The 15,269-nt window shown below is 59.9% G+C and carries 15 protein-coding genes; 8 read left to right on the top strand and 7 right to left on the bottom strand.

Annotation, left to right across the window (positions count from 1 at the left end; translation table 11 throughout):
• Positions 1 to 279 precede the first annotated feature (279 nt).
• Positions 280 to 1,440 (bottom strand): iron-sulfur cluster carrier protein ApbC, encoded by a 1,161-nt coding sequence (gene apbC / locus I8E17_RS02150; protein ID WP_069612422.1) that lies wholly within the window; start codon positions 1,438 to 1,440, stop codon positions 280 to 282.
• Positions 1,441 to 1,787: 347 nt separating this feature from the next.
• On the opposite strand from apbC, the gene I8E17_RS02145 reads away from it, so the two are divergent.
• A complete protein-coding gene (locus I8E17_RS02145) occupies positions 1,788 to 2,105 on the top strand; it encodes a hypothetical protein (RefSeq protein WP_069612421.1) in 318 nt (105 codons plus the stop codon).
• On the opposite strand, the gene I8E17_RS02140 is transcribed toward I8E17_RS02145, so the two are convergent.
• Together I8E17_RS02140 and I8E17_RS02135 are read right to left on the bottom strand one after the other, a co-directional pair.
• Positions 2,063 to 2,800, bottom strand: a complete 738-nt coding sequence (locus I8E17_RS02140) for a LuxR family transcriptional regulator (protein WP_113367243.1) — start codon at positions 2,798 to 2,800, stop codon at positions 2,063 to 2,065. The genes I8E17_RS02145 and I8E17_RS02140 overlap by 43 nt on opposite strands.
• A gap of 324 nt (positions 2,801 to 3,124) precedes the next feature.
• Positions 3,125 to 3,934: an IclR family transcriptional regulator gene (locus I8E17_RS02135; RefSeq protein ID WP_083258162.1), complete on the bottom strand. Its 810-nt coding sequence runs from the start codon at positions 3,932 to 3,934 to the stop codon at positions 3,125 to 3,127.
• A 124-nt stretch (positions 3,935 to 4,058) separates the two neighbouring features.
• Here I8E17_RS02135 and I8E17_RS02130 point away from each other — a divergent pair, with 124 nt between their 5' ends.
• The 4 genes from I8E17_RS02130 to I8E17_RS02115 are packed head-to-tail and all read left to right on the top strand — an operon-like array spanning position 4,059 to position 7,325.
• Entirely contained in the window at positions 4,059 to 4,829 is a 771-nt protein-coding gene (locus tag I8E17_RS02130) for an SDR family oxidoreductase (RefSeq protein WP_069612419.1), read from the top strand.
• 37 nt (positions 4,830 to 4,866) lie between these two features.
• Positions 4,867 to 5,799: a 2-dehydro-3-deoxygalactonokinase gene (locus tag I8E17_RS02125; RefSeq protein WP_113367232.1), complete on the top strand. Its 933-nt coding sequence runs from the start codon at positions 4,867 to 4,869 to the stop codon at positions 5,797 to 5,799.
• Positions 5,799 to 6,434: a 2-dehydro-3-deoxy-6-phosphogalactonate aldolase gene (locus tag I8E17_RS02120; protein WP_069612417.1), complete on the top strand. Its 636-nt coding sequence runs from the start codon at positions 5,799 to 5,801 to the stop codon at positions 6,432 to 6,434. Before I8E17_RS02125 ends, I8E17_RS02120 begins: the two co-directional genes overlap by 1 nt.
• A gap of 3 nt (positions 6,435 to 6,437) precedes the next feature.
• Positions 6,438 to 7,325, top strand: a complete 888-nt coding sequence (locus tag I8E17_RS02115; RefSeq protein ID WP_069612416.1) for an SMP-30/gluconolactonase/LRE family protein — start codon at positions 6,438 to 6,440, stop codon at positions 7,323 to 7,325.
• Between the two features lie 123 nt (positions 7,326 to 7,448).
• Here the strand turns inward: I8E17_RS02115 and I8E17_RS02110 are convergent, their stop codons facing one another.
• Entirely contained in the window at positions 7,449 to 7,754 is a 306-nt protein-coding gene (locus I8E17_RS02110) for a hypothetical protein (protein WP_162750966.1), read from the bottom strand.
• Here I8E17_RS02110 and I8E17_RS02105 point away from each other — a divergent pair.
• On the top strand, positions 7,684 to 8,304 hold the full coding sequence (locus I8E17_RS02105) for a PRC-barrel domain-containing protein (protein ID WP_069612415.1): 621 nt from the start codon (positions 7,684 to 7,686) through the stop codon (positions 8,302 to 8,304). The genes I8E17_RS02110 and I8E17_RS02105 overlap by 71 nt on opposite strands.
• Positions 8,305 to 8,392: 88 nt before the next feature.
• On the opposite strand, the gene I8E17_RS02100 is transcribed toward I8E17_RS02105, so the two are convergent.
• Positions 8,393 to 9,748, bottom strand: a complete 1,356-nt coding sequence (locus I8E17_RS02100; RefSeq protein ID WP_069612414.1) for an EAL domain-containing protein — start codon at positions 9,746 to 9,748, stop codon at positions 8,393 to 8,395.
• A gap of 127 nt (positions 9,749 to 9,875) precedes the next feature.
• Positions 9,876 to 11,609 carry a response regulator gene (locus tag I8E17_RS02095; protein ID WP_113367233.1) on the bottom strand — a complete coding sequence of 578 codons (1,734 nt, stop codon included), beginning with the start codon at positions 11,607 to 11,609 and terminating at the stop codon, positions 9,876 to 9,878.
• Between the two features lie 344 nt (positions 11,610 to 11,953).
• On the opposite strand from I8E17_RS02095, the gene mutL reads away from it, so the two are divergent.
• The gene (gene mutL, locus I8E17_RS02090; protein ID WP_069612412.1) at positions 11,954 to 13,786 is read left to right on the top strand and encodes a DNA mismatch repair endonuclease MutL; all 1,833 of its coding nucleotides are present in this window, start codon (positions 11,954 to 11,956) and stop codon (positions 13,784 to 13,786) included.
• A 160-nt stretch (positions 13,787 to 13,946) separates the two neighbouring features.
• Positions 13,947 to 14,177, top strand: a complete 231-nt coding sequence (locus I8E17_RS02085) for a DUF2093 domain-containing protein (protein WP_069612411.1) — start codon at positions 13,947 to 13,949, stop codon at positions 14,175 to 14,177.
• 26 nt (positions 14,178 to 14,203) lie between these two features.
• Here I8E17_RS02085 and lpxK read toward each other — a convergent pair whose 3' ends face one another.
• The gene (gene lpxK, locus I8E17_RS02080) at positions 14,204 to 15,250 is read right to left on the bottom strand and encodes a tetraacyldisaccharide 4'-kinase (RefSeq protein ID WP_069612410.1); all 1,047 of its coding nucleotides are present in this window, start codon (positions 15,248 to 15,250) and stop codon (positions 14,204 to 14,206) included.
• Positions 15,251 to 15,269: the final 19 nt, after the last annotated feature.

Here is a 15,269-nt window from a genome sequence, read left to right as displayed (position 1 = left end):
TGTCCATGTTCCATTGCGCTGCTGTACCAATCCTTCGCCCGTCCTGGCGAAGCCGCCTGCTCGGACGAAATAAAACCACCATGCGGCGGAGGGCGGTCATCGGAAATGCCTGACCAGTTCCACGCCGGCGGCGCATATGCAGCAAAGCTCGCAAAGAATCAAGTCACAACCTCTTCATTGCGCGATTTCACCGCAGTTTGGCTAAACTTGCGAAGTCATAGCACAGGACGCCGACAAGACAATCCGTCACTATACGGAAAGCAGACATGTCTTTGTGAATTATTCAAATACGATCGACGGCGCCGCGCGCTGCGGCGCGCCTGACACTTGCTTCCAGACATTGGCTGCGATCTCGCGATAAATATTCGCAACCACTCCATTAGGCTCGGCCACGACGAGCGGCGTGCCGGCGTCCGAAGTTTCACGGATGCCCATGGTCAGAGGCACCTCCCCCAGGAAAGGCACGCCGATACGTTCCGCCTCCTTGCGGGCGCCACCATGGCCAAAGATATCGTAGCGCGCACCGGTATCCGGAGCGATGAAATAGCTCATGTTTTCAACGATGCCGAGAACGGGAACCTCGACCTTGCGGAACATGTTCAGGCCCTTGCGCGCATCGATCAAGGCCAGATCCTGCGGCGTCGAGACGATGACGGCGCCGGCAAGCGGCACCTGCTGCGCCATCGTCAACTGCACGTCGCCGGTCCCGGGCGGCATGTCGACAACCAGGACATCGAGTTCGCCCCAGGCGACTTCGCGCAGCATCTGCAGCAGAGCGGACTGCACCATCGGCCCGCGCCAGATCATTGCCGTTTCCTCTTCGACGAGGAAACCCATCGACATGACCTTGAGGCCATAATTCTCCATGGGATTGATGATACGCCCATCGATCTGGGTGGGCCGCCCGGAAATCTTCAGGAGGCGCGGCATCGAAGGGCCGTAGATATCGGCATCCAGGATGCCGACCTTCAGGCCGTTGGCAAGCAGCCCCAGCGCCAGATTGACCGCCGTCGTCGATTTGCCGACACCGCCCTTGCCCGAGGCGACCGCGATGATGGCCTTGACGCCCGGCACACCGATCTTGGCGGCGCGGGGCGGCTGTTGCGGCGCGTGCTGATGAGGATGCGAATGGGAATGGCCCTGCGGGGCAGCTTGCGCAGGCGCGGCCCGAGGCGCAGGAGCGCCAGCCTTCTTGTCGGCCGTCAGCGCGACCATGGCGCCCTTGACGCCGGCCATATCCTTGACGACACGCTCGGCGGCAAGACGCATCGGCTCCAGATCCTTGGCGCGCTCGGCGGGTACGGTGATGGAGAAATAGACCTTGCCATCGGAGATGAAGACATCCGACACCATGCCGAGTTCGACGATGTTGCGCTCCAGGTCCGGGCCGCGAACCGTCTTCAACGTTTCCAGCACCTGTTCCTTGGTGATGTCTGCCATTTCATCCTCACTGCAGAATCCTTTTCGGCAGCGCCGCAGGGAGCGCACGCTTTTCCGATATCATTCTGGCTTAGATAGTGGAGAGGCGGGACTTCGCCAAACGAAATTCGGGACGCCGTCGATAAAATGCGTCTTCGTTGCGGCCGGCAGGTCCGCCGGGTCCACAAAGAACCCTTACCAGCCGCAACGCGCTCCCAATTCGGGAAGACATGATCGCGGGCCGACATAGAACACCCGTCTGAAAGGAATAGGGCAAAGGCGCGAAAATCGTCCCACAAGCGCGCCCGAACTTGCTAAGCGTGTTAAATGAGCAACAACCGCCGCCGATCCCCTCGCCGGGAGAAGCTGTGGCGACGGGCATCGGCGACGGTCATTTGATCCGCGCACGTTTCATCGGCGCTGTTATCAAAGTCCCCTCTGGACCTCTGTCTTTTCAGAAGCAGGAAGCGTGCCAGTTTTCAGAAAATCCGGGAAATAAAGGCATTTCAATTGGTTATTCGCCGTCCGCCTGGACCGGCAAGATCGATCATCGCCGCAGGGTTCATCATATTTTATTCGCAGCGCACAAAATTCATTCACACGCTGCTCGAATCTCGATCATCGCGTCGAGACGGCGACGTCATTATTTGATCAATCCAACGCGCAAAGCCTTGGCGACGGCCTGAGTGCGGTTGACGGTGTCGAGCTTCTTGGTGGCGCGGTTGAGGTAGTGATTGACCGTATGTTCGGACAGAGACAGGATTTCGGCGATCTCGGCGCTGGTCTTTCCGGCCGCTGTCCAGTTCAGGCAATCGATCTCACGGTCGGTCAGGGCATCGACGACGCGAACATCGAGATTGCGGATTTCCGCAAGCCGGTCGTAGACGTGAACTGCTATGTAGAAAAGGTCCTTGACCTCCTCCACCGAAAAGACCTCGCGATCGCCAGCCAAACAAACCGCGCTGCGAAGCCCGGAGGCATCGTGTGTCGGGAAATAGACAAAGCGCGTCATGCGGAAACGTTCGAACAGAGCCACCACGAGCTGCGACTTGCTCTCCTCGCGATTGGGGCTTGTTGTCACCTCATAAAGAAAGGGCAGCGTGGAGCCGCGCAGACGCTGCAGCGGAGGGCTGGTCGACAACAGGTTTTCCTGATCGTAGATCGACAGCAGCTCTGCCGGCCAATTGTTGATGACTGAATTGCTCTGCAGGTCCGAGGACGTAATAGGCGGCAGATTGAGCACCATGAAGGCCCGGCAACGATACGCCTCAGTCAGGCCCTTCATGAAACGGAACACATCGAACTGCGTCTTAAGCCTGCTGATTTCCTCGATAAAGTCCTCGCTACGAGGGGACATGCCCGCCTGTATCAATGCCGCCATCATCAGTCTTCTTTATGTAAAAGAGGAAAAAAATACGAAACTTCCGTCTCTTGTCCCTCACGATTATCGTACGGCAGCCGGTCTCAGCCGCTCGGCAAAATATAAGTTTTCCAAAATCAGGACTGCATCAACGCCCGTTACTATTATGTCCGCTCAACACCTCGCCAAATCCTATATGGTTCCAATAATCACTTGCGGATAATGGCAGTTCTTCCGCATATCTCAACAGTAAAATTCAAGATAAACGAGCAATTTCGCTAAGGTTAGGCGCCGACAGCATTAAATTCGCGAGTTTCCGACAGCCGTTGCGCGAAATTTATGGAGTTAGCGCTTGGGGCCCATGCGGTTGCGCATGTCCGTCATGATCGAATCAGCAGCGGCAACCACCAAAGGCGCCCATGCCTGCAACTTTTCCAGTGTGACGCGATAGGCCGGACCGGTCACTGAGACGCCGGCCAGCATATGCCCGTCGTCGGAACGGATCGGGGCGGCAACGCAGCAAATACCGCTTTCATGCTCCTCGAGATCGAAGGCATAACCTCGCTTCCTGATTTCCGAAACATCGAAAAGCAGCTCCGAGACATCGCGAAGCGTATGCTCGGTATAAGGGCGATATTCGAGGCTTGAGATTCTCGCATCCAGCTCGGCATCGTCGAGCGCGGAAAGCGCCGCCTTGCCGACACCGGTACAATAGGCCGGAGATGCATTGCCGACCTGCGAATACATGCGTACGGATTGGCGACCTTCGACCTTGTCGAGATAGATGACCTCCGTGCCACGCAGGACGCCAAGATGGACGGTTTCGCCGGTTACTTCCTGCAAGCGGTGCAGATGTGGCTCGGCAACCGCGCGAAACTCGTTGCGCGCCCAGCTGCGCGAGGCAAGCGTCAAGAGCCGCAACCCAATCAGATAACGACCATCGCGGTCGACCTCCAGAAGCCCTTCCTCGACAAGGTGCGACAATTGGCGATGCAATGTGCCGCGCGGCTGATCGGAGAGCGAAAGGATGTCGGTAAAGCGCATCGGGCCATCGGCGAGCGCGACAAGATCGAGCAGGGAGACGAGCTTTCCCAGCGTTCCGGTTTCCCGGTCGCGATGCCCTTTATTTTTTCCACCCTCTGAACCTAGATCCATGTTCATTCATTTATCTCTGGCAGAGCCGCACTATCCTTGACACCGCGCAAGGGTAGATCGATAATTCCATATAGTCAAATTATGTTCCGAATAATGGAACTTTCAATTGATCGGGAGGAAACATTTGGTGGACACTCAGGCGCAATTTCCCGATCTGAAAGATCGCACCGTCCTCATCACCGGCGGCGGCTCCGGCATCGGCGCAAGCCTTGTGGAGGCCTTTGCCAAACAAGGCGCAAAGGTTGCCTTCATCGATATCGTCGAAGAAGCGAGCAAGGCACTGGCGGCCAAGCTTTCGACGCAATCCGCCCATCCTGTCTCCTTCTATCACGCCGACCTGCGCGATGTCAGCGCGATCAAAAGCACGGTTGCTGCGGTTGAGTCCGATCTCGGGGCGGTCCGCGTCCTCGTCAACAATGCAGCCTGGGACGACCGGCACGATATCGACACCACGACCGAAGAATACTGGGACAACAATCAGGCAATCAACCTGAAGCAGGTCTTCTTCGTCTCGCAGGCGGCTGCACCCGGCATGCGCGCCGCCGGCGGCGGGGCCATCATCAATTTCTCCTCGATCGTCTTCAAGATGAACCCGCCGCTGCTGTCCTCCTACGCGACCGCGAAGTCCGGTATCATCGGGTTGACCAAGAGCTTTGCCGGACGCTTCGGTCCCGAGAACATCCGCGTCAATGCCGTCCTGCCGGGAATGATCGTCACCAAGCGACAGCTCGACCTCTGGCTGACCGAAGAGGGCATGGCCAAGACGATAGACCGGCAATGCCTGAAGCGCGTGCTGAGCGCCGACGATCTGGTCGGGCCGGTGCTCTTTTTGGCTTCGGACTGCTCCGGCGCCATCACCGGACAAGCCATCACCGTCGACGGCGGTATTTTCTAATCTCAAGAGTTCTGACGTAAGACTTGGAGCATTTCTCATGACGAAACCCGCATATGTCGCGGTGGACTGGGGCACCAGCAGTTTCCGGCTGTGGCTGGTCGGCGAAGATGGCAGCATACTGGCGGAGCGCCGCAGCGGCGAAGGTATGACCACGGCGGCACAGACCGGCTTTGCCAAGGTCCTGCAATCGCATCTCGACGCCATATCCGCGCCGGACGCCCTTCCCGTCATCGTCTGCGGCATGGCCGGAGCACGCCAGGGCTGGGTGGAAGCCGGATATATCGACACGCCGACCTCACTTGCCGCCATCCTGACAGGCGCCGTTTCCGTGCCCGGACAATCCCGCGACGTGCGCATCCTCCCGGGTCTCGCACAGCGAAGCCAGCAGGTGCCCGATGTCATGCGCGGTGAGGAAACGCAGCTGCTCGGCGCGATTGCCGCCGATGCGAAGGGCGAACAGCTCGTGTGCATGCCGGGAACGCATTCGAAATGGGTGCGCGTGCTGGATGGCCAGGTGACAGGTTTTTCCACCTTCATGACGGGCGAGCTTTTCGACGTCATTACCAAGCACAGCATCCTGTCGCATGCCGTTGCCGGCGCCGCGGACATGCCGCCCGACACGAAGGCGTTCGAGGCTGCCCTCAAGACGGCCCTCGACAAGCCGGCCCTCGTCACCAACCTGCTGTTCACGGCCCGCTCCGGCCAGCTCCTGAACGGGCTTACGGCCGCCGGCGCCCAGGCACTGATCTCGGGCACCCTGATCGGCGCGGAAATCGCCGGTGCGCTCGCTTCGGCGGGGCAGAATGCGGCCATCACGCTGGTCGCTTCCGGCCGCCTCCAGGCGCTCTATGAAGACGCCTTTCGTACCCTTTCCCTCAATTACAAGACCATCGATGCCGATGCCGCCGTCCGTCGCGGACTGTCCGCTGCGGCCGAGGCGATCTGGTTCAAGAAAGAAAGCAAAAGCTGATGACGACCCGCATCCCCTTCCCACCCATGAAGCGTCCGCTCATTGCCATTCTTCGCGGCATCAAGCCGGAGGAAACGGCCGATATCGTCGGCACGCTGATCGAGACAGGTTTCACGGCAATCGAAATTCCGCTGAATTCGCCGGAACCGTTCCGCTCTATCGAGACCGCCGCCAAGATGGCGCCTGCCGATTGCCTGATCGGCGCAGGCACGGTGCTGGCCGTGGAAGACGTCGACAGGCTGGATGGCGCCGGCGGCAAGCTCTTGGTGACACCGAATGTCGAGCCCGCGGTCATCAGCCGCGCCCGCGACAAGGGCATGGTGACGATGCCCGGCGTCTTCACCGCCACGGAAGCGCTTTCCGCCGCCCGCGCCGGTGCCACCGGTCTCAAATTCTTCCCCGCCGGCGTGCTCGGCGCCTCCGGCATCACTGCCATTCGCGCGGTGCTGCCGCCGGAACTCGTCATCGCCGCGGTAGGCGGCGTTTCGGACAAGAATTTTGCCGACTACACCAAGGCAGGCATTCTGGCTTTCGGTCTCGGCACCAGCCTCTACAAGCCGGGAATGACGGCGGCCGAGGTTGCCGAACGCGCCAAAGTCACCATTTATGCCTATGATGCAGCAATAGGAGCCTGATGTATGACCGATATTCACGACTTTCAGGGGAATATTCTCTGCAACACCTCCTCAGTCCTCGGAGAAGGCCCGACCTACGATCCCGATACGGATACCGTCTGGTGGTTCAACATTCTCGGCAAGGAATTGCATGAACTGCACCTGCCGACCGGCAAGAAGCAGGTTCACGAGCTGCCGATGATGGCGAGCGTGCTGGCTCGGGTCGATGCGGAACGGCAGATGATCGCGACCGAACAGGGTCTCTTCCTTCGCAACATCGCGACGGGCGAATTGACCTTCTATACGGCCATCGAAGCCGACAAGCCCGAAAACCGCTCCAATGACGGGCGCACGCATATTTCCGGATCGCTCTGGATCGGCACCATGGGCAAGCGCGCCGAGATGCAGGCAGGCGCGATCTATCATGTCGCCGGCGGCAAGGTTACGAAGATCTTCGACCAGATCAGCATTCCGAATTCCATCTGCTTCTCCCCCGATGGCACGATCGCCTATTTCACCGATACCCGCGTCAGCCAGCTGATGCGCGTGCTCGTCGACCCCGAGACGGGACTCCCGAGCGGCGAGCCGATCGTCATGGTCGACAGCATGGAAGATCCTGGCGGTCTTGACGGTTCGGTCTGCGACGCGGACGGCTATATCTGGAATGCGCGCTGGGGCTCCGGCTTCGTCGACAAATACAGCCCGGACGGCCTGCGCATCGAGCGGTATCGCGTGCCCGCAATGCAGCCGTCCTGCCCGGCCTTCATCGGCAAGAACGCGGACCGGCTGGCCGTGACGACTGCCTGGGAAGGCTTGGATGAGGAGGCGCGCTCGATGCAGCCGCAGGCGGGTGCCCTTCTGGAACTTGGCCTGACAGTCAAAGGCGTTTTCGACCCCCCATACAAGCTTTGATTGAAGGCCGCCTTCAGCCAATCTCGCTGAGGGCGGCATTATTTTGATGGGTCATGTGAGGCGCAAGACACGTTGGGCCTCGAAAAAAGAATTGAAATCTGAGTTGGATCGTTTTTTGTGGTCCTAATAATCTTTCTGGTTGTTTTTTGAAGCTGTATCTATTGATTTTCCAACATATTCCTTTTGCTTCCGAGGTGAGTGAAGCAATTTTCTGCAACTTTTGACGGAACCAAAACTTCCCTGAGCCATTGCTTCTAGGACCGGTACGAAAACGGCCGGCAGCACAAAAGTTCCACTCGCGCTGGTAAGCATGCGCGTATGACGAAGCATGCCCATCAGAATGAAAGGTAGGTTCACGATGACTGGGAAACTCTTCACTTCCGTTGCAGCAGGCGCCATCTTTGCTACGGCGTCGGTGCTTTCACCCATGGCTTTTGCCCAAGCGCAACAGCCATCAAATGGCGGCGCGGGCAATAATGCGCCGGTGACACAAAGCGCGCCGGCAACGCCGGATGCCACCAAACCCGATAGCTCGGCAGCACCGCAAAGCGCTGAGGCTCCCGCCCCCTCCACGGGTGGTCAGGCGGGCTATCTGACCACGCAGTCCGCCGATCAGATCAGCGCCAAGACCTATATGGGCCAGTCGGTCTATAATGGTCAGAACGAAAGCATCGGCAGCATCAACGACCTGATCCTGCAGAAGCAGGGTGGCGTCGTCGCCGCAGTCGTCGGCGTCGGCGGTTTCCTTGGCATGGGCCAGAAAAACGTCGCCGTTCCGTTCGATAAGATCAGCGCCACCCAGAACCCGCAGGACGGGACGGTGAAATTGACGACGACGGAAACGGCCGATTCCCTGAAGGCCGCACCAGAGTTCAAGACCCTTTCGATGCAGGCATCCGAAAAGGCGGCTCAATCGTCCGGCACGTCGACAATGCCGGCCACCGACAATACCACGACTTCGTCGACCACCAACAAGTAACTATTGGCAAAGGTTGGACGAAATACAGAAGCGGCGGTCTTATGGGCCGCCGCTTTCTTTGACCATTTCTTCACCCTGCTTTTTACGCTTAGGCAATTTCGCGTTCGTGGCTGAGATCGAAATAATGGGTCTGCAGGTAGCGAAGCGTCGCAGCGCTATCGACCGGCTTTCCAAAATAATAGCCCTGCCCCATAGCGCAGCCCAGTGCCTTCAGCTTCGCCGCTTCAGCATGATCCTCGATACCTTCCGCGACCACACGCAGGTCAAGTCCTTCGCACATGGCAAGAACAGCCTTGATGATGTGCTCGGAGGCCCTGTCCGAATTCATGCGCGAGACGAAGGCCCGATCGATCTTGACCTTATCGAAAATGAATTCGCGCAAGCGTCCAAGGCTGGACTGACCGGTGCCGAAATCATCGAGAGAGATGCGCACGCCGACCGCTCGAAGATCGGCGATGATGCGATGGGCGGTATCGGCCGAGCTCATGACCGCCGTTTCCGTGATTTCAAGTTCGAGGCGGTGCGGGTCCAGACCGGCGCGCGTCAGGATGGCGAGAATGCTGCTGCTGGTGCCGGGATCCATCAGTTGCGCCGACGAGAGATTGAAGGACAGAAACAGTTCGCGCGGCCACGAGAGCGCCGCCTCCGCCGCTTTTCGTAGCAGCGTTTCGGACAGCGCATCGATAAAGCCTCGTTCCTCGGCAAGCGGCACGAAGACAGCCGGTGAGACAAAGCCGAGATCCGGATCGTTCCAGCGCGCCAGAGCCTCGAAACCGAGAACCATGTCGTTGGCAAGCGAGACGATCGGCTGGAAATGCACGTCGATGGAGTCGGAAATGATGGCGTTGCGCAGCGCCTGCTCCAGCTGCGTCGCACGCTTCATCTCCTGCGCAATCTCTCTGGAATAGACGGTGATCTGGCCGCGGCCTCGACGCTTGGAGCGATAAAGCGCCGTATCCGCATTTTTCAGGAGATCGTCGAATTCTTCTCCGGCGAAAGGATGAATGGCAAAGCCGAAGGATGCGGAAAGGCGGACATTGCGATCGCCGAGATCATAGGGCGCCGACAGCACTTCCCGGATCATCTGCCCGAATTTCTCGGCGCCGACGCGTTCGAAGACAAGCGGCAGTACAAAGGCGAATTCATCGCCGTCGTGACGCGTCACCAGTGCGCCGTCGGGTATGCAGGCCTTCAGACGATGAGCAACCTGGCAGAGGATCTCATCGCCCGCGTCGACGCCGAACAGGTCATTGATCGGCTTGAAGGCATCGAGATTGACGATGCCGATCGTAAAGGGTGCGGGATCGCCGGCACGCTCGAGCGAAAGCGCGCGCGCACGCTCGCGCATGCGATGGCGGTTGCCCAACCCGGTGAGCGGATCGGTATAAGCGATTGCCTGCGGCTGCTGATTGACTGGCCCCGGCAGCATCTCAGTCGATTTCATATTTGGTTCCGGCCTTTTCTCCACCCGGGGGAAGAGCATGCCGAGGAAGTCTTAACAAAGGATGCCAAGACGACAGTCATTCGGCGTCGGCGATAAGTTGCCGTCGGGAATGATATCATTGTAACATTTATATATTTTGCGCCTTCAGAGCACCGCGCATATGCTTCTGAAATACCGTTTCGATGATATCGGGACTAACCGGTTTCAGGATGACGTCGTCCATGCCGACATCGGCGCACTCCTTGCGGTCGCGCTCGAAAGCCTGCGTCAGAACACCGATGATCGGCGTATGGGAGCCGGTACCCTTTTCCGCGCCGCGGATCAGCCGGGTGGATTCAAAGCCATTCAGTCCCGGCAGCGAAATGTCCATCAGGATCAGTTCCGGACGATGCTCCTGCCACAGGCGCACCGCCTCGTCACCACTTGCGGCGATCACATAGCTGTATCCCAAGCCCTCGAGGATCTGCGAAAAGACGATCTGATTGATATCATTGTCTTCCGCGACCAGAATCTGCGCCCGACGCTCCTCTCCGGTCGCACGCCGCCATTCGGGCGCGAGCCCCGGCTCCATGCTCTCGTCAAGCTCGCCACGGATGTTGCGATTGAAATGGCGCGCGATCAGGAAGGCAAGCTCGGTTGCCAGCTGCGAGCCGTTCAGCGACAACGCGGCTAGGTTCTGCCGCTCGGCCAGCTCAATTCCGCGCTTGCCGAGCTGGTTGTCGACGATGACCAGATCGATCTTGACGCCATGCGCGCTGGCCACGTCCAGAAATGCCGCCTCTTCGTTCTCGTTGTGCACGACGCAGGCTTCGAAACCGTATTTCTCGAGCGTCTTCAGAGCCGCCGTTTCGGCAGCGAAATCCGGCGTGACGACGAGCATCCTGCGGCCGCTGAAATTCTCCGGAACGAAGGTTTCCATCGCCGCCGGACGGCGCGAAATGGTCTGCAGCGCGACCATCGGAACATAGGCGCGGCGATAGGAGCGATCGCCGTTTTCCCGAATGCTCGACGCGAGCGCGAACTCGTCGAAGTCGCCGCCATCCTTGGGCAGGTCCTGCATGGTGCAGACCAGGAAATAGCGGCCCGGCTTGCCGATGCGCTGCTTGCGGGTGACGATGTCGCGCTCGACGCCGTCGCGGGTGATCTGGCGCTGCCGGGAGATCGACATTTCGCCGGTCTCGATCACATGCCGATCGCTTTCATGGAAGCGATTGGCAAGGTCGGTGGAAAATATATCGATGCTCTTGCGACCGCGCACTTCGTCAGCCGCCGTCTGATACTTGTCGCAGAACGCCCGGTTGACTGCGACGTAGACGAGGTTCTGGTCCTTGACGAAAACCGGAAAGGGCAGATTGTCGAGAATATCCTCGGTCAGCTGCACGCGCTCCATGTCGACGCGCCATTGCTCTTCGCGCTTCTTGACTTCGGAAACGTCTGACATGATGCAGAAGCCGATACCCGAGGAGAGCCGCCGCTTGAAGATGCGCACCCAGCGGTCGTCGGTGAAATGCTCGGTCGTCTCGTAGCGTTCGCGCCAATGGGTGGCTATGCGCTGCGATATCCAATCGTCGCGATTGGCGGCCGTTTTGGTCTGGTGGCGCTGATAGCGTACACCCGTGTCGAAGACGGCGCTCAGAAAATCCCGCAGTCGCGTCGAAGGTTGCAGGAAATCAGGCGCGATCGGGAAGAAGTTCAGAACCTGACGGCTGGCAAACAGCAGGAGGTCGTTCTTGTCGTAGGCAAAAAAGGCGCTGGATAGCCCATCGCAAAAGGCATCGAAGAACATCGTCTGCAGACTGCCGCCGAAAGGGGCATCAGCCGTCATCATTGCCAAAGCTGCCTTTTCAGTCTCGGCAGTCATTCGTCGGATTCCTACGCTCAACCAGTTTCACAACACGGCAAATCGACAGGGCGGCATTCGCTCTGCAAGGCAAGTTCATGGGAGTTGCATGCTGGCCTTGGCACTTGAAGCAGATGGCACCTGGCTCCATTTTCACTGATGGCCACCAACCTGCCATCGAGAGCCGTCAGCATGCACGAAACGCGCCACCTGCGGTCATTTCAAGTTCTGTCTCCGCAACCTGTCATCATTCCCTTAAACATTGATTAAATTTCTTAACAAAGTCCCCATGTAAACGGGTGGATCAAGGCCGGAAAATTGCCTTTCCTCTTCCCTCGCCGCCGCGAATCCACGAGAATGCAGCCATGACCATCAAGCAACTTTCCGAGACCCTGATCAATCAGATCGCCGCCGGCGAAGTCATCGAACGCCCGGCGAGCGCCGCCAAGGAACTGATCGAAAACGCACTCGATGCCGGTGCAACCCGTGTCGAGATCGCGACCGCAGGCGGCGGCAAGGCACTGCTGAGGGTGACCGATAACGGCTCGGGCATGGAGGAAGCCGACCTCGAACTTGCGGTACGGCGCCACTGCACCTCGAAGATTTCCGATACGCTGGAAGACATTCGTACCCTTGGTTTTCGCGGCGAGGCCCTGCCCTCCATCGGCTCGGTGGCGAAGCTTTCGATCGCAAGCCGCAGAGTGGGCGCGGCCGGCGGCGCCGAGATCACGGTTGCAGGCGGCAAGGTTCTGCATCTGCGCCCAGCGGCCGCCAATCCGGGCACGATCGTCGAGGTACGCGACCTGTTCTTTGCGACGCCGGCGCGCCTGAAATTCCTGAAGACCGAAAAGGCGGAGGCGGCCGCGATCACCGAAGTCGTCAAGCGCATGGCGATTGCCTTTCCGCGCGTGCGCTTCGTTCTGTCGGGCACCGACCGCTCGACGCTGGAATTTCCCGCGACCGGCGATGATCATCTCGCCCGCATGGCACAGATACTGGGTGCCGATTTCAAGGACAACGCCATCGCGCTCGATGCGGTGCGTGAGGATGTGAGCCTTACCGGTTTTGCCGGCGTGCCGACCTTCAACCGTGGCAACTCCGCGCATCAATATGCCTTCGTCAATGGCCGGCCGGTGCAGGACAAGCTGATCCTCTCGGCGATCCGCGGCGCCTATGCCGAAACCATCCCCGCCGGACGCTATCCTGTCGCGGTCCTTTCCCTGAGGCTCGATCCGGCGCTTGTCGACGTCAACGTACATCCGGCGAAATCCGACGTGCGCTTCCGCGATCCGGGGCTGGTGCGCGGCCTGATCGTCGGCGCCGTGCGCGAAGCGCTGGCGCGCGAGGGCGACCGCGCGGCTACGACCGGCGCAGACGGCATGTTGCGCGCCTTCACCGCCGGACGATCCGCCTTTCAGCAGGGTTGGCGACCCTCGCCAGCGCCGACCCCTTGGACGACCGAAACGTCGCCGTCCCGTCCCTACGAAAGAGCGGCGGCAACGGCAGACTACGGATTTGCCGAAAACCCGCAGACCACTTTCGAAGGGCTTGCCATGCCCACCGCGCGTGCCGAAGTCGCCCCGCCGCTGCAATCGGCACGTGCCGAGGAACCCGCTCGCTTTCCGCTGGGTGCTGCCCGCGCCCAGCTGCATGAGAATTATATTGTCGCCCAGACGGAAAACGGCCTTGTCATAGTCGATCAGCACGCGGCGCATGAGCGGCTGGTATTCGAGGCCATGCGTAAGGCGCTGCATTCGAAGCGGCTGTCATCGCAGGTCCTGCTGATTCCGGAAATCGTCGACCTGCCCGAAGAGGACTGCGACCGGCTGATGGTGTTTGCCGAAGAACTCGGCGAACTCGGGCTCGCGATCGAACGCTTCGGCCCCGGCGCTATCGCGGTACGGGAAACGCCGGCCATGCTCGGCGAAGTCGACGCACAGGGCCTGATCCGGCAGTTGGCCGACGAGATCGCCGAATGGGATACAGCCTCTGGCCTTGCCGCCAAGCTGGAATATGTGGCTGCGACCATGGCCTGCCACGGTTCGGTGCGATCCGGCCGGCGCCTGCGCCCGGAAGAGATGAATGCGCTTCTGCGCCAGATGGAGGCAACGCCAGGTTCCGGACAGTGCAATCACGGCAGGCCGACCTATATAGAATTGAAGCTCTCGGATATCGAACGGCTGTTCGGGCGCAGCTAACCTCAGCCATTTCCAAAAGAAACTTTTCCGGGAAATAGTCTGGAAAGTCGCGCCTGCTGCGTAATTTTAAGTGCCACAGCGACCTTTGCGCATCATATTTGACGCGCGGCGCTGTTGTGAGGTATGGCAAATAGATGACAGAGATCAAGGACTGCATCAGATGAATCTTTTCGAAGGACATGGAAACCGCGAGGCGAAAGTTCGCTATCTCGACGGCGATTTCCAGATCCTGATGCCGGGCTCCTATGTCGTCTGCGCCATGACCGGCAAACATATCGCGCTCGATGAACTGCGCTACTGGAGCGTTGCCCGCCAGGAGCCCTATGCCGACGTCATCACTTCGCTCGAGGCCGAAAAGCGCGCCGGCGCGCTGCCCAATCAGAAGCGCTGATTTCCCGCTGAGCAGCTGATCTAGTTTTAAGCCGGTTTGCCGCGCTTTTCCCGCAGGCGACGCTCTCTGGCGGCTGCAACAGCCCTGTCGATAATCAGGGCCGGAGCCAGCGGATCGTCAAAGACCATATCGATCTCGATTACCCTGCAGCGCCGCAAGAGTTCATCGGCCCGGCCATGATGGCCGATCAAGCGCACGTAGTCCTTCGAGGTGGTGACGATCTCGAGCCCCTCGCGCGAGGCTATGTCGAGCATGTCGGAGACGTCGTCTTCGCCGGGATGCTCGTGATCTCCGAAGCTGCGCCGGACGGCGATCTCGGCCCCCAGCGTCTCGACCGTGCGGAAGAACTTGGCCGGATCGGCGATGCCGGCGAAGGCAAGCACCTTGCGGCCGCGCAAATCCTCCTGCCCACGCACCCTGACGCTTGCGGAAAAGAAGGGCTTCCCTGCCCTTGCCGCAAGGCGAACGACGCGATCGGCGGCAGTGCCCTCGCCGACTTTCAGCAGGCCGGACGCATAGAGGAGCTGCGTGCGCAGCGGCGCGCGCACTGGACCGCCGGGAACGAGATGACCGTTGCCGATGCCTCTGCCGCCATCGATGACGACAAGCGCGTAGTCGATCGCAAGCTGCGCGCTCTGGAAACCGTCATCCATGATGATGATGTCGGCGCCCTCGCGCACCAGCCTTTCCGCGCCATCGGCCCGGCGACGGGCAATCACCGTCAGCGCCTCACGGGCAAGCAGCAGCGGCTCGTCCCCGACGGCGGCGGCATGGTGATGCGAGGGATCGACAATCGTGGTGACATCGAGCGAGCCGCCATAGCCTCGACTGAGGAAACCAGGCTTCAGCCCCTTCGCCTTCGCGGCCTGGGCAAGCGCAAGCGCCGTCGGCGTCTTGCCGGCGCCGCCGACCGTGAAATTACCGACGCAGATCACAGGCACCGGCACGGAGGCCCGTTTGCCATTCACCATGCGGCGCCCGGCAATGCGGCCGTATAGGAACGAAAAGGGTGAGAGCCCCCAGGCACGCCAATCCGGCTTTCGCCACCAGAAAGGTGGGGCTTCCGATACCATGCGTCTAATCCAGCCCTTC

This window comes from Rhizobium sp. AB2/73 (assembly GCF_020871915.1).
In the GTDB taxonomy this organism is placed as follows: domain Bacteria; phylum Pseudomonadota; class Alphaproteobacteria; order Rhizobiales; family Rhizobiaceae; genus Rhizobium; species Rhizobium dioscoreae.
The sequence above is the reverse complement of the archived record's forward strand: the minus strand, read 5'-3'. Positions and strand labels throughout refer to the sequence as shown.

Excerpts from the sequence above, each read along its gene's own strand:
- apbC (WP_069612422.1), bottom strand. The coding sequence starts at position 1,440 with ATGGCAGACATCACCAAGGAACAGGTGCTGGAAACGTTGAAGACGGTT.
- I8E17_RS02120 (WP_069612417.1), top strand. The coding sequence starts at position 5,799 with ATGACGACCCGCATCCCCTTCCCACCCATGAAGCGTCCGCTCATTGCC.
- I8E17_RS02095 (WP_113367233.1), bottom strand. The coding sequence starts at position 11,609 with ATGACTGCCGAGACTGAAAAGGCAGCTTTGGCAATGATGACGGCTGAT.
- I8E17_RS02140 (WP_113367243.1), bottom strand. The coding sequence starts at position 2,800 with ATGGCGGCATTGATACAGGCGGGCATGTCCCCTCGTAGCGAGGACTTT.
- I8E17_RS02125 (WP_113367232.1), top strand. The coding sequence starts at position 4,867 with ATGACGAAACCCGCATATGTCGCGGTGGACTGGGGCACCAGCAGTTTC.
- mutL (WP_069612412.1), top strand. The coding sequence starts at position 11,954 with ATGACCATCAAGCAACTTTCCGAGACCCTGATCAATCAGATCGCCGCC.
- I8E17_RS02110 (WP_162750966.1), bottom strand. The coding sequence starts at position 7,754 with ATGGGTGAAAGCACCGACGCCGTAGCAAAGATGGCGCCTGCTGCAACG.
- I8E17_RS02135 (WP_083258162.1), bottom strand. The coding sequence starts at position 3,934 with ATGGATCTAGGTTCAGAGGGTGGAAAAAATAAAGGGCATCGCGACCGG.
- I8E17_RS02105 (WP_069612415.1), top strand. The coding sequence starts at position 7,684 with ATGACTGGGAAACTCTTCACTTCCGTTGCAGCAGGCGCCATCTTTGCT.
- lpxK (WP_069612410.1), bottom strand. The coding sequence starts at position 15,250 with ATGGTATCGGAAGCCCCACCTTTCTGGTGGCGAAAGCCGGATTGGCGT.
- I8E17_RS02115 (WP_069612416.1), top strand. The coding sequence starts at position 6,438 with ATGACCGATATTCACGACTTTCAGGGGAATATTCTCTGCAACACCTCC.
- I8E17_RS02085 (WP_069612411.1), top strand. The coding sequence starts at position 13,947 with ATGAATCTTTTCGAAGGACATGGAAACCGCGAGGCGAAAGTTCGCTAT.
- I8E17_RS02100 (WP_069612414.1), bottom strand. The coding sequence starts at position 9,748 with ATGAAATCGACTGAGATGCTGCCGGGGCCAGTCAATCAGCAGCCGCAG.